This window comes from Peribacillus sp. 05N428, assembly GCF_056397085.1.
In genome coordinates, this window is record NZ_JBFTMS010000070.1 from 1 (window position 1) to 13,715 (window position 13,715).

General features: G+C 36.4%; 14 protein-coding genes, 1 tRNA gene and 1 pseudogene. 10 read left to right on the plus strand and 6 right to left on the minus strand.

Features of this window, described 5'->3' with window-relative positions:
* Nucleotides 1-305 precede the first annotated feature (305 nt).
* From AC1DIV_RS28615 to AC1DIV_RS28645, 7 genes are all read left to right on the plus strand, one after another.
* A complete protein-coding gene (locus tag AC1DIV_RS28615; RefSeq protein ID WP_477577891.1) occupies nt 306-782 on the plus strand; it encodes a hypothetical protein in 477 nt (158 codons plus the stop codon).
* On the plus strand, nt 763-873 hold the full coding sequence (locus AC1DIV_RS28620; RefSeq protein WP_340878606.1) for a YjcZ family sporulation protein: 111 nt from the start codon (nt 763-765) through the stop codon (nt 871-873). The genes AC1DIV_RS28615 and AC1DIV_RS28620 overlap by 20 nt, the downstream gene beginning before the upstream one ends.
* Nucleotides 874-1,187: 314 nt before the next feature.
* Nucleotides 1,188-1,760 (plus strand): recombinase family protein, encoded by a 573-nt coding sequence (locus AC1DIV_RS28625; RefSeq protein WP_406593160.1) that lies wholly within the window; start codon nt 1,188-1,190, stop codon nt 1,758-1,760.
* A gap of 816 nt (nt 1,761-2,576) precedes the next feature.
* Nucleotides 2,577-3,443, plus strand: coding sequence for a hypothetical protein (locus tag AC1DIV_RS28630; RefSeq protein ID WP_477577892.1), 867 nt, complete (start codon nt 2,577-2,579; stop codon nt 3,441-3,443).
* 76 nt (nt 3,444-3,519) lie between these two features.
* The gene (locus AC1DIV_RS28635; protein ID WP_340877894.1) at nt 3,520-3,729 is read left to right on the plus strand and encodes a hypothetical protein; all 210 of its coding nucleotides are present in this window, start codon (nt 3,520-3,522) and stop codon (nt 3,727-3,729) included.
* Between the two features lie 526 nt (nt 3,730-4,255).
* Nucleotides 4,256-5,050 (plus strand): FkbM family methyltransferase, encoded by a 795-nt coding sequence (locus AC1DIV_RS28640; RefSeq protein ID WP_340877893.1) that lies wholly within the window; start codon nt 4,256-4,258, stop codon nt 5,048-5,050.
* Nucleotides 5,051-5,270: 220 nt separating this feature from the next.
* Nucleotides 5,271-6,086 carry a glycosyltransferase family 2 protein gene (locus AC1DIV_RS28645; protein ID WP_477577893.1) on the plus strand — a complete coding sequence of 272 codons (816 nt, stop codon included), beginning with the start codon at nt 5,271-5,273 and terminating at the stop codon, nt 6,084-6,086.
* A gap of 141 nt (nt 6,087-6,227) precedes the next feature.
* On the opposite strand, the pseudogene AC1DIV_RS28650 reads toward AC1DIV_RS28645, so the two are convergent.
* A pseudogene (locus AC1DIV_RS28650) lies at nt 6,228-6,635 on the minus strand (tyrosine-type recombinase/integrase); the annotation flags it as partial.
* Between the two features lie 483 nt (nt 6,636-7,118).
* Here AC1DIV_RS28650 and AC1DIV_RS28655 point away from each other — a divergent pair.
* Both AC1DIV_RS28655 and AC1DIV_RS28660 read left to right on the plus strand, forming a co-directional pair.
* On the plus strand, nt 7,119-7,550 hold the full coding sequence (locus AC1DIV_RS28655) for a hypothetical protein (RefSeq protein WP_477577894.1): 432 nt from the start codon (nt 7,119-7,121) through the stop codon (nt 7,548-7,550).
* A gap of 240 nt (nt 7,551-7,790) precedes the next feature.
* Nucleotides 7,791-8,225, plus strand: coding sequence for a hypothetical protein (locus AC1DIV_RS28660; protein WP_445670142.1), 435 nt, complete (start codon nt 7,791-7,793; stop codon nt 8,223-8,225).
* 233 nt (nt 8,226-8,458) lie between these two features.
* On the opposite strand, the gene AC1DIV_RS28665 is transcribed toward AC1DIV_RS28660, so the two are convergent.
* From AC1DIV_RS28665 to AC1DIV_RS28680, 4 genes are all read right to left on the minus strand, one after another.
* Nucleotides 8,459-8,950, minus strand: coding sequence for a DEAD/DEAH box helicase family protein (locus AC1DIV_RS28665; protein ID WP_340877890.1), 492 nt, complete (start codon nt 8,948-8,950; stop codon nt 8,459-8,461).
* 458 nt (nt 8,951-9,408) lie between these two features.
* A tRNA-Ala gene (locus tag AC1DIV_RS28670) sits at nt 9,409-9,481 on the minus strand.
* A 267-nt stretch (nt 9,482-9,748) separates the two neighbouring features.
* Nucleotides 9,749-10,768: a beta-propeller fold lactonase family protein gene (locus AC1DIV_RS28675; protein WP_477577895.1), complete on the minus strand. Its 1,020-nt coding sequence runs from the start codon at nt 10,766-10,768 to the stop codon at nt 9,749-9,751.
* A gap of 489 nt (nt 10,769-11,257) precedes the next feature.
* The gene (locus tag AC1DIV_RS28680) at nt 11,258-11,965 is read right to left on the minus strand and encodes an MgtC/SapB family protein (RefSeq protein WP_048683326.1); all 708 of its coding nucleotides are present in this window, start codon (nt 11,963-11,965) and stop codon (nt 11,258-11,260) included.
* A 151-nt stretch (nt 11,966-12,116) separates the two neighbouring features.
* Between AC1DIV_RS28680 and AC1DIV_RS28685 the strand changes: the two genes are divergently transcribed.
* A complete protein-coding gene (locus AC1DIV_RS28685) occupies nt 12,117-13,016 on the plus strand; it encodes a DMT family transporter (RefSeq protein ID WP_406593175.1) in 900 nt (299 codons plus the stop codon).
* A 32-nt stretch (nt 13,017-13,048) separates the two neighbouring features.
* Here AC1DIV_RS28685 and AC1DIV_RS28690 read toward each other — a convergent pair whose 3' ends face one another.
* Nucleotides 13,049-13,234, minus strand: a complete 186-nt coding sequence (locus tag AC1DIV_RS28690) for a hypothetical protein (protein ID WP_034310479.1) — start codon at nt 13,232-13,234, stop codon at nt 13,049-13,051.
* Nucleotides 13,235-13,715: the final 481 nt, after the last annotated feature.

The window sequence follows — 13,715 nt, forward strand, 5'->3', positions numbered from 1 at the left end:
TTGTACAACTCCTTTATTTCCCTATGCCTTCACGAAGACTTCATGTCCTGAATCACTCCGTTTTAACCATGAACTTAAATTCAAGGGTGATGAAATCCTGCGAATAAGCGAGTATTTGTGAGAAAATCGAATTAAACTGAGGGAGTTCATCAAGAAAAAGGATTATTTATGTTCGTAACCGAATTAGACAAAGAGGGAAAAGCTTTTCCGCCCAGGTAATCAATAATTTCATTAGTTATACCTAGATTTCACCATCGGCATTTAACATAAGGAAAATAAAAGTTTAGATGGAGATGAAATATGAAATGAAAAATATAAAAAGTGACTTTTATAATAGTAAAAAGGAACAAGACTTTTTGGAGCACTTAGATGATAGAGACAAGGCTTTTTGGGATAGCTTGAGCTTCTTAAATGAATTAAATAATATCGGAAGATTCGATAATGAGGGTGTAGCATTTTATCATGCTAGACACCTGATATCTGGAAGACTAATTAACCATATAGCATCCGCATATCATCTTTTGAAAATGGGATTAGAAGATGAATGTTTGGTCATGTACAGACAATCACTTGAAAATTTATGGCTTTTAAAATATTTCATTAAAAATCCTAATGATGCTTCTAAATGGATGCAAAAAAAAGACCCAAAAAATATTGAACCATGGGAAAGAAGAGCAGTCTTAGACAATAGAAAAAAAAGCAAATCGTATTTACAGGAATTTATCCGATGTTATTCACTCAAACCACAAATCTTTCTGGGGAATTGGCATCGGCGGTTTTGACCACGGATTTGGTGGAGGTTTCGCCTTCATAGTCGTTTTGTTTATACTCTTAATCATTGTTGGAGCTAGCTGTTTCGGTGGCGGTTTCTGATGAAATTAGTTTGAAAAAAACCGACCTTTATTGGTCGGTTTTTTCAAATTTGCAGACACTTTTGTGTCTACTACATTCATGCTCTCAACTTCTTCAATCTCACGTACACGTTTGTAAAAGTCTGTTTTGAGTTTACGAACGTTCTCTGGTTGTTATGTACATTTACGAACGTGTCTAAAAGTTATAAGTTCTAGAGACTTGAAAAACAGCTCAATTCCCCCTAAAAATAATCCTTAACGTTGTCCGGAAGTTAGTCTAGAATAAAATTACAGAAGTTAACTAACTTTTAGATAAATGAAAAGAGGTTATACATAATGGCTATTATAGGATACGGACGTGTAAGCACCATTGACCAAACATTAGATTTACAGGAAGAGAAGTTAAAAGAATATGGCTGTGAGAAGATATTCATGGAGAAACAAAGTGGAGCTAAAAGTGATCGTGAGGAACTGATTAAGGCGTTGGACTATTTAAGGGAAGGTGACAAGCTGGTTGTTTACAAAATAGACAGACTAGCTAGGAGTACATTTGATTTACAAAAGATTGCTAAGGATTTAGAAGAACGTGGAATAGCTTTAGTATTCATCAAAGAACAGATTGATTTTAGTACACCATCAGGAAAGCTAATGTTCACTATGCTGGGGGCTATTGCTGAGTTTGAACGTGATCTAATTAAAGATAGAACAGCAGAGGGTAGGGAACGTGCTAAGGCACAGGGGAAACATATGGGTAGGAAAGGGAAGGACGAGAAGGACGTTAAGAAGGCTTTAAAGCTTTATGATGAAAGAGGTTCAAACGGTTTAAGCGTTAATGATATAGCCAAAATGACAGGTGTCCCACGTTCCACTATTTATGCTAAAGTGAAAGAGATGACTAGCAATAGCTAATCGTCTTTTTTCTTGTGGCATTATTTCCATTTGCAGTGACTACTTCTTGAACTAATACGCTTTATTGAAGATCCGGCTGCCATCTGTAGTTTCTTTTGTTTATGCAGTTTAGTTCAACAAGTGTAGTGTGTTCGTACTGTGAAATAAATATATATGTGTTTTTGTCATTTTTTCAGAAAACCAAGTTAGCTAGAAACACAATTTATTCGATCAAAAAGGAATTTGAAAAACCAAACAAAGAAGTAATAAATCAAAATGATGGTATGGGAGATTTGGATATCTTCCTTATAAATACATTGAACGTCGAGTACAGCAAGGTAACATTGTTTACGTCAGGTAAGTGAAACTGAAAAGGGTCTATACAATCTAAATACCCATAGAGCAAGGCAAGCACACTAGAGGTTGAATCCCTGTGTCCACCTCTGAGAAGTCTAAGCCGTCTAACGATTCATCTCTTATAAAAAATACGGTCTCAAGGGTCAACACATGCTAGGTGGGTGCTAATCAGGATCAGCAATTGTTTTTTTTGGCTTTGTTAATATTGATGTTGATTTTTGAACAAATAAAAGAGACCACTTATTATGTTCTTCTTTAGTGTTTCTTAATGAACTAGCTTACCTGTTAGTTAGTGTTAAAAATTTTTTAGAAGTTAATTACTTCAACCCCTTTTTGTTAACAACCAACCTTCTTAAAAACGGTTTATAAACCAGTAGATTTTTGCTGTTTGAGTTAGATTTATTTTCACTTTTGTACCCTATTGTACAAACATCTTTTCTTTTAATGAATAAAATAACCCGAAAGTAAAAAAAGAAAAAGGTGATTATAATTAAAAATCGTTATCATATTTCACATTGTAATTCCTTTGTAGACACCACATATCTTTATAAGAAATGTAATCAAAAGAAACCGGATGATTGTCACTCTTGTCATAAGAAACACAATGACTGTATTTGTGATCAAAAGAAACCGGATGATTGTCATTGTTGTCATAAAAAACACAGTGACTGTATTTGTAATCAAAAGAAACCGGATGATTGTCATTGTTGTCATAAAAAACACAGTGACTGTATTTGTAATCAAAAGAAACCGGATGATTGCCATTCTTGTCATAAGAAACACAATGACTGTCACTGTGACCATAAGAAACATAATCTAGTACGAGCATCTGCTTTTAGGGCTAATAAGAACACACCACAACTTTACAAAGCAACGGTTACTCCCTCTGTAAAAGTTTTATACCAAACTGAACAATTTGATTTAGCAAATGAATATAATCCGCATATATCAACATTTATTCCAACTGAGAATGGAGTTTATGAGATAACAGCAAAAGTCTCCTTTTGTCCGTCAAAAAGTAAAAGCGATAATTCCTCAAAAAACAAAAAAGATAATTGCAAATGTGATTATTGTAAAAAAAATCATTCTTCAAAAGACAAAAAAAAGCATTTCTTAAAAGAAGGATATGTCGCATCCATTGCAATTAACGTAAACGGAGATGATTTAGATATTGTAAATGACTTCTTTGAGAAATCAAGACCTATTGGACTATCGGTTACTACAATCCTTCAGTTACAAGCAGGAGATCGGGTACAAGTAATATTTAGCGCAGGTGCAAACGGAGAAATTTTAGCAGAGGCACCTCTAACTAACTTTCAAGCTGCTAGATTCCCCTCTCCAATGTAAATATCTTTTTTGCCTTTATTTGCTTAGTTCTTACATTGAGCACCTAGATATCATATTTGTTATTTAAGGTGAGTATTTGAATTTTTCAGGAGTTTTAAAATCGGCTAAACAAGAGTATGACCAGGCTATTTCCACACGTGAAAACTACCAAGATTCGATGAAAAAAGAAGGCGTTTCTGGAAGAATGGACCTTGAAAAACAGTTCCATACTTTAGGGGAAATGGAAGCTAGAGTTCCTGAATTTAAAGGTCAGATTCAATCCCAAGAAAAGGTCTCGACTTATTAGGCGCCATTATGAAGGGCATTGAACAGGCAGGAAGGGAAATGCAGAAGGAAGAACAACGTCAGCAACAGAAGGTTAAAGGTAAAAGCAAAAAGAGAAATCAATGGGAATTAGAACGTTAATATGCCTTCGGTTATGTCAACAAGGTTAATTAGGGGTTCCAACAGAATTTTTCTGCATAATTTACTAAGGTATATATATAGTACAAACAGTGAAAATAGGAAGGCTGTACAAAAACAGCATATGATGTCCTGCCCCGCATCTATCTCCACGAACAACAGAAGACCTTATTCCTCCTTTTTGATTACTCTAGTGTAATTTAATACTAATAATATGATTTAGCTAATTAAATGTTTGCATAATAATTTTCCAAAACTTTCTATTAATGGGTGAATGTCTTAAACAGACTTTGCCGCGAAACATATATATATATATACCATATATTGGAACTGGTTTTGTTTCATTATGTTTCAGTCTAGTAGGAAAAATATCAAAAGCAAAAAAACAAACAAAAAGGGAGCTGTTATTAATGGATGCCAACACACTAGCTATTCATAGGCAAGGTGTTGATTTTTTAGTCAATTCTACACCCTATTTTCAAGAGTTTTGGGACGGAATTCAAAGTTGGGAAATAGAAACATTTCAAATATTCAATAGATTCCTAAATAATAAATATTCATATCTTGATATTGGTGCTTGGATTGGTCCTACTGTTTTATACGGAGCTCACAAGGCTAAAAATGTATTTGCAATTGAGCCAGACCCTGTTGCATATCAAGAATTGATTAAAAATATACAGTTAAATCCCAGGATTTCTTCAAAAGTAACCTGTATTAATGCAGCTATAGTGGACAGGCCTGGGCATATCAAATTATATAAAAGAGATGAGCTTGGAGACTCTATGTCAAGCATTCTTCCTACAAGAACAGATGAAGATTATTTTGAAGTCATTGCCACTTCCATAGAAGAACTAACACTAAACTACAATTTAAAAGATCTTAATTTTATAAAAATGGATATAGAAGCAGGAGAATATTTTTTAATACCTGCTCTTAAGGAATTTTTAAAAAAGAACAGACCGACATTGTACTTATCCCTGCATCCTCCGTTTTTACATGAAGCATTGAATTTAAGATTAAGCAAGAATACCAACTCAAAGATGGATGCCAATTCACTCGACATAGTTTCATTGACAGAAAATTTAGTGAATAATTTAGATTTTTACAAATTTATATATGATCCGCAGGGGAATCTCGTTAATAAAGATACAATATTAAATTTAAAAAATCTTGGAATGTTTTTATTTACCGATGAGCAATGGTGATCGTTAGATCTTAAGTGTGGGATTATCCCTAGCTTCAGTTTTGGGAGGAATTATATTTGTAATCCCTTTATAAATAAGGAATTATTTATTGAAAAAGCTATTAGCAGTGTATTAGAAAAGCATTTTATAATTAGAAGTTATTACTATTTCAGAGTGCAAACAATACGGTGACTACATTGAGTTGGAACGACTACGAGAAAATCAAAGAGAAAAAAGGAGAATGAAACAGTTGGAATATACCATTGTAATCCCTGTTTATAATAAAGAAGGATTCATGATTCGTTGTATTAGCAGTGCCCTTAATCAGACTTTAGCTCCCTCTTCTATTTTAATAATAGATGATGCCTCTACCGATCAATCTATTAAAGAAATAACCCCCTTTTTATTTGATAAAAGAATAAAACTAATTCAATTGAAAAAAAATGGAGGGACATCAAAATTATTAAATGAAGCATTACGGTATATTAAAACCCCCTACTTCATTCAGTTAGATGGTGATGATTGGCTTGAACCTAATGCAGCAAAAGAGCTTGTGTCTGCACTTCATTCTAATCCATCTGCTGGGTTTGCTTACGGAAATCACCATTTTTATTACTATGATAAGAAAAATGAACTTAATAATATTAAGCCCATGATCGCACCTAATTTTGAAAATAAGTATGACCTTTTATTGAAACTGTCGTTTATGATAAACCCCCGATGTTATCGAACAAAGTCAATTATTGATATGGGCGGATGGATTATAGATTATCCTTTTGATAAATGGGAGGGGAGATTTTTTGAAGATGTGCAAATGATTCTAAGACTCGCTAATAAATATTCTTGGATACATGTTAACAAATTTCTTCATAATATTACAATAAATATGAATACATCCCAACATGACGGTAAGTTATCTTTAATAAATTTTAATCATTTGAGAAAGTCAATGTATGAATATATGTTAGAAGAATGGGGAGGAGAATACTCACCTCTATGGAATATAGAAAGCGGTTATATTTTATTAAAAGACCTAACTTTCAATAAAGCTAAATAGCAGTGATTATTCCATTTATACCCCAATTTACCTAGTAATCAATGATGAACCAATGGCTAGAATTAGCAATTCATCTTAAGAAGTAACGTTCTAATTGCATCAAACTGAATAAAATTACTTGAAGAAAATAAAGAAGAGGGATTAGTGAAAAACGCTAAAATGTTTCAATACGTTGTTCGTTTCTTCTTCCGTAATGCCGATATAACGCAGGGTAACAGAAGGATGGGAATGATGGAGAATCCTTTGCAACATGGCAATATCCTTCGTGGCTTTGTAAAACCAATAACCAAACGTTTTTCGTAAGGTATGATTGCCGACATGTTCCACGCCGGCGAACTCTGCAGCCTTATTTAACTGTCTGTAGGCCTGAGTAGGGGTAATGGGGCCTTCTCCCTTCCTGGACGGAAATAAATAGGGACTCGGGACGTTTTTGGCGTACTCATAGACCTCCTTAAAGCAATTCGCGATATACATGTCGCGGATTTTTTGCGTTTTACCTTCCTTAACCCGGAGAATCTTGTGTTGTTTGCTTTTAAGGTCCAGGATTTGCAGGTGTAGCCAACGCCAAGATCGGAACGCTAGTAAAAGCCATCAATGAAAAATTGAATGGGTTTGGGGTAAGCCGATCTACTTTTGAACGGATGCTAAGAAAAGCGAAGGATTTAGGGATCGTATCCATCGAAAATACGAATAAATCTAAAGGCGGAAAAGGACATAATGTCTATATTTTCAACACAACGATTATCCCGGTCTCCTAGAAAAAAATCGACAGACACGTGGACAAATCCATCAAGCAAGAAAGGTCTTAGAAAAGGCAGGAACAGCCCATCAGAACGCTTTTGTACGTCGAGTGGCCTCTTTATATCCTGAACGTCCTGAAATGCGCCATATAAGCCTTGAAACGGCTAAAAAGCTTATGGAAGTTAATAATGCAAACGGAAATAAGGTGGTACCAATTGAGACTATCCAGAAAACGCTAAATACCCGTAAAGAAGACATTCGAAGGCTTCATGGTGAAATAGATCGTGTGGTGTGAATCAGCACCGGTCACGCCTGCAGCGTGCGGAAGGCTATCTGAACAATTATGAAAAGTATTATGCCCTTGTTGAAAAAATCGAGAACAATCCTTTCTTGAAAGGCAAACTGCTTGTTTCAATATCGGCTAAACAAGAGTATGACCAGACTATTTCTACACGTGAAACCTACCAAGATTCGATGGAAAAAGAAGGTGTTTCCGGAAGAGTGGACCTTGAAAAGCAGTTGTACACTTTAGGAAAAATGGAAGCTAGAGTTCCTGCGTTTAAAGGTCAGATTCAAGCACAAGAAAAAGGGATCGACTTATTTGGCTCCATTATGGAGGACATTGGACAGGCAGGAAGGGAAATGCAGAAGGAACAACAACGTCAGCGACAGAAGGTTAAAGGTAAAAGCAAAAAGAGAAATCAATGGGAATTAGAACGTTAATACGCCTTCCGTTATGTCAACAAGGTTAATTAGGGGTTCCAACAGAATTTTTCTGCGTAATTTACTAATCTAAGCTTTATATTTTGTTTTCCTGTTATACTAGCCTATTTCCCTCTACATTTATCCGCATAGGATAAACAAAATAATTATAAGCGGGGGAAGAAAAATATGTAAGAAAAAGTAAGGCACAATAATGCCCATTTTAAAAAGGTAGGGGTAATTGGCCTAGGTTATGTAGGTTTGCCTCTTGCTCTTCTTTTTGTGAAAAAGGGCTTTGATGTCATTGGTATTGATGTCAATCAAAGCAAAATTGAAAGCCTGAAGCAAAATGCTTCATATATACCCGATGTTAGCGGTGATCAAATAAAAGATGCAGCATCCTCTGGGAAATTTACTGGGATGTTCAACCACTTCATAACTGATGAACTTTTCGGTCATCTGATTGCAACAGTAAATGAATCTATACAATATTTCACCGAAATCATGAATTTATTTCATACAACCATAGAAGAAACAGAACACGCAGAATTGTATAAAGAAATTTCTCTAAAATTAGGAATGTGTATATACATAACAAGCTATTTCAAAGACCCTAATAGAACAATATCCATGTTAAAAAAGAACGGAGAAGATGATGTTATCCGATATTTAAAGTCTAATTATAAAAGAGTTTAAAAGCATCTAATTTTCACTCTTATAAGGAGGATTCACAGGCTTTGCTTCCTTCAACATTAAATAATTATCTGAACATCTTTTACATCACCAACATATAATTTAATGTGGTATTCAAAATATATTTTCCTTTTAAGGAGTAACTATCTTTTGCCGGGATAGTTACTTTTTTGTGTCCTGGTTTACTCGTACTGTGTGCTAAAGGAACAAAATATTCATAAGGGAATTGAACCATATTATTTTAGCTTATTATTCTTTACCCATCTCTTAATCTGTTCAGCAACTTGTAATACTGGTGTATTTGAGGTATCTATGATAGGGATTGGGGGAACTGAAGCTTGAGCCTTATCAACCATTTCTTTGGATAACTTAAGAGTATGTTGAATACCCACTGCATCCCATACTTTACGAGCATTTAAACGTTTGGTACGTACAGCATCATTACAATGTAGGTGTAAATAAATAGGATGAAATAATTGGGGATGTTCGCAAATGTGAATATTATATGGTTGTGGGACATTACCAAATAAAATTGTGTTGCGTCCACTTAAAGCATTATAATAAGCAATTTTCATCCAATTACTACAAGCTGTTTGATAATCATCATTATTAACGATAATATCCATATCAAAAACATAGAAATGAGCCATAATTCTTTTTACTTCTTTTGCAGTTGTTGATTTTCCAGAACCACTTTGTCCAGTAACAATAAATAGAGGAAATGTCATGTTTATTACCCTCCAAATGTAAAGGGAATAGCTTAGTGCTTTCCAGGTCTATTTTCCATATGTTTTATTATTATGTTGAATGATGTTAATTTGTACCTATTTGGGAAGTAAAATCAAGGAACCATTATTTTTTTCGTCACAGTTGTGTCAACTCTACAATAAGTTTAATGAACTAACGGGTGCGTAGTTCCATAGGAAAAAGAAAGGAGCTGCGACTGCAACTCCTTTGCTTTAACTAAAAGATTAATTATATGAAAAGAACGGCTATAATTTATTGAAAAGTTATAATAAATTATTTTTATCTAAAGATTCCGGATAGCTACCCAATTGATAAAATTTAGCCTCATTTCTTCATATTCGTATGCATCGTGACCAAACTCGTGACCAGATACTGAGCATCATAAAATAATGACTTAATAAAAATAAAAATAACCTTGCTGCGCAAGGTTATTCGGATATGGAGCATAGCGGGTTCGAACCGCTGACCTCTACGCTGCCAGCGTAGCGCTCTCCCAGCTGAGCTAATGCCCCGAATTGAGGTACAATAATTATTTTATCGGATTTTGGTGAAAAGTCAATATAAAATATAAGATTTTTGCAAAAATGATAAAAAATCCGTTTGAGGATAGTCAAACGGATCAGACTAGAGACGCGATGAATCACGTAGCTACAGATTTTTTGTTTATACGATTGGATGTAAAAGACCTGCCGCAAAAGATTTCATGTTAATCCATCTCTGGGTTCATTTTCATTTATCACGTGCTTCATCAGATTCTAGTATTTTAAGCTTGTATTTTTTTACTTATCCTGAATTATATCCGTGATGGTGTATGTTTTAACATCAACACGGGCAATGGAGAGATCACGGGTTAATACATAAGCCTGATCCCCATCCTGGCTAAAGACGATTGCTTGCCTTGGTTCTTTGAACCCCCCGATTGTTTTAACTATGCGGTGATCAGCGACATTTATCACGTCAATCGTATGATCAGCCTTGTTGCTTGCGAAAAGGAGTTTATCATCAGGCGATAGAGCAGCGCCATATGGCTCGCGTCCCACTTTGATTTCACCCTTTATATTACCGTCTAGCGTATCAATTGCGGAAATGCTGTTGCGTCCGCTGTTGGCGGCATATAATGTTCTTCCATCAGCGGTAATCGAGATTCCGCGTATACTGGAGAACCCTGTTATTTCACGAATGATTTTTTTGGTGGTGGCATCAACGATAGACACTTTATCTCCTTGAAAGTTCGTGACAAAGATATATTTTCCGTCCGAAGAGACTTTGATGCCCTGCCTTGGTTGGGCGAAACCGGTAATGACGTCAATCGGTTTTCGTTTTTCCAGATCCACGACCGTGACGGAATTGTGTGCTTGATTGTTCACATACAATGTCTTGCCATCCGGGCTGACAGCAGTCCCAAATGCACCCGGACCAACGACAACTTCATCTTTCAAGGTGAAATTTTTTAAGCTGTAAAAACGGATCGTACCGAGCGTACTGTCAGAGATGGCAAACTCTGAGCCGCCATCAATAAATACGATGTTTCTCGGTGAACCGAAGCCGTCGATCTTTTTACGCAACTTGCCTTTGGTAAGATCATAGACCAGGATGGATTGTTCACGGCTATCCGAGACAATCGCTATTTGTTCATCCGGACTTACGGCAAGGGAATTGTTGGTGATGTGGGTGTCAAAGCCTGTCGCCAACTCTGGGCTTTTACTTTTAATAGAAGAAGCACCTATTACATTTGGTATGAAAAACACAAATAGTAAGGGTATAATCCATATACTTTTTACCTTCATTTTTTTTAACATCACTCACCTCGGGAAATTAATTTCTTGATAATTGTTTATATCCCTGTCAATATCATGCTGGTTGTCCTGACCACCTTTCTTTAAAATGTTTAATCAAGCCGGGTTCTTCCTTTCACTATATATAAACGTATAGAGCAGGATATCGGTTTGGTTAGTTTGCAAATTTATAATTTATAATAAATGTATAGAGTGGACCCCATAGATGAATAAGGCCGCAGTGAAGTCACGTAACACTAGACTTCCTCACTGACAGGTGGATGATAGTAAATGTCTATATATAGGTGTTAGATTCTGATGCTGGAGATAAAAACTGAGGATTGTGGAAGTTTCGATTGATTTATGCAGGCAAGACTTAGCCATTAATTGATGCCTAACTGGACTTGCCAAGGGGTCAAAAATGGTTTAACAGAGTGGACTCGTATAGGTATGGAGGGAAGTTAAGGAGAATTTCAAAAGGGGTTCGGAATGTTTAATTCCCAACCCCTTTTATTATACATTTTCGATTTCCACCCGTGCAATTTCCTTAAGATTGGAGACGGTGTAATACACTTCCGATGTTCTGACTTTGTGATCGACCAGAACTTTAAGGGTCAAAAGGTGGTTGTCATTTGCCACATCTTTGATTCTGAGATTTTTGATGAATATTTTTTCTTCTTTGATTTTTTTCAGTACGATTGCAATGTCATCTTTATTTTGTACAACAAGCTGTAGGAAGATTTCTTTTTGCCGTAACTTCATCGGTCCGAGCCAGGTGACGATTGCGGGCACCAATTCCACACTAATGATCAATAAGATGACGCCGGCTATGGCCTCGAGAAAAAAACCAGCTCCAACGGCAATCCCGATTCCCGCCGCTCCCCAGATGATGGCGGCTGTCGTTAAACCGGATATGCTGTTGTTGTCACGCCGGAGAATGACGCCAGCACCTATAAAACCGACGCCGGAAACGATCTGGGCCGCAAGACGCAAGGGATCCATTGTGATATTAACGTCGTCGCTACCCGGGAATTTATAAGCGGATTCCATGGAAACGATCGTTAATAAACAGCTGACGATTGAAATGACCAGGCTTGTTTTTAATCCAACGGGTTTTCGTTTCATTTCTCGCTCTAGGCCGATAATTAGTCCAAGGAGAGCTGAAATCCCCAATTTGATAAGGATTTGCAGTTCCGATTGAGGGTCGAATGTCCATTCCATTTTGTTTCACCACTTCCGAATTATTATCGAAGAATAAAATCGTCTGTTGCCATATACCCGTTTTTCAAAAAAAACTACCCTAATAATTTTAACATAGTAGAATAGAGTTCTATGTAACGTAATTCCGTTGAAAGGAGGAATCTAAGTGCAAATGCCAAAAGTGAATCCCTATGTAGCGTTGGCGATCGGTGTGGCATCCGTATCTTTTTCGGCCATCCTTGTTAAACTGGCGACCGCTCCATCGGGTGTTATCGCCTTTTACCGTTTATTATTTACCGTCCTTCTTATGTTGCCGGTTTTCATGGTGAAATACCGTCATGAACTTAAATTCATTGAAAAAAAGGATTGGCTGTATTCGATTGCGGCAGGAGTGTTTTTGGCTTTTCATTTTATTTTATGGTTTGAATCGCTTAATTACACATCGGTCGCAAGTTCAACTGTCCTCGTAACCCTCCAGCCTTTATTCGCTTTTGCCGGAGCCTACCTGTTTTTTAAAGAAAGATTTTCAATGAAGGCAATATTGAGCGGCATCATTGCGATAGCAGGCAGCCTTGTCATTAGCTGGGGTGATTTGAGAATCAGCGGCATGGCGCTTTGGGGAGATATTCTTTCGCTTATCGCATGTGCGCTCGTAACCGGATATTTACTGTTTGGTCAAAATGTCCGAAAACGCGTCTCTTCTATAACATATACATTTGTCGTGTATGCAATCAGCTCCGTCGCCTTGTTTTTCTATGTGATCTTCAAGGGAGAGGCATTGGCGCCTTATCCTGCTTCCGATTGGATCTATTTCGTTTTGCTTGCCATTTTCCCGACTTTATTAGGACATTCTTTATTCAATTGGTCACTAAAATGGTTAAGCACATCGACGCTTTCGATGGGAATATTGCTTGAACCGGTGGGAGCGACAATTCTGGCTTATTTCATATTAGATGAACCGATACTCTGGACGCAGGTCCTTGGAGGTACCATCATATTGGGTGGTTTGATGATGTTCTTAAAGGATGAAAAGAAAAGCAAGGAACATAAAGAGGCGCAAGTCTCCGTATAAAAGCAGTAAGTCTCCCGACTTACTGCTTTTATCTAATATGGGTGAAACAAATAGGTGATCCGTGTGAAAATCAAAGCGAAAGTAAAGCTGAATAAAAACGTCGTACCATTCACCTTGCCTTTTTCTCTGCTGAACTTGATGGCTTCATAAAAAGCGGTACTGAATAAGTAAAGGGCCATACTGTAAGAAATGAGTAATCCGATTAATGGCAGATTCATTGCTTCACCTCATGGAAAAAAGATATCTATATATGACTATTTGTGTTTCTTTGGAAATATGCTTCGTTTATTCATAAAACATGGGCATGGCCCGGATGTCAGGGGAGGGGTGTGATAAAGAATATATAGAAGGAAATAGGTGAAAATGTTTTTTTTGAAAAAGTTTTAAAAAACGTATTGCAAACATTTTTAGTACATGGTATATTATTTCTTGTCGCTAAGACAGCAACTTAAACAGCTAACAAGTTGTTAAAAAGAATTTAAAAAAAGTTGTTGACGAAACGTGACAGAATGTGTTACATTATAGAGGTCGCTTCTGAGAGAAACGACACCGAAATTGCTCTTTGAAAACTGAACAAAACAAAGCGCCAACGTTAAATTTTAAGTGAGCACACACTATCAAAAAAGCAAATGAGCAAGTCAAACATTTCTTCGGAGAGTTTGATCCTGGCTCAGGACGAACGCTGGCGGCGTGCCTAAT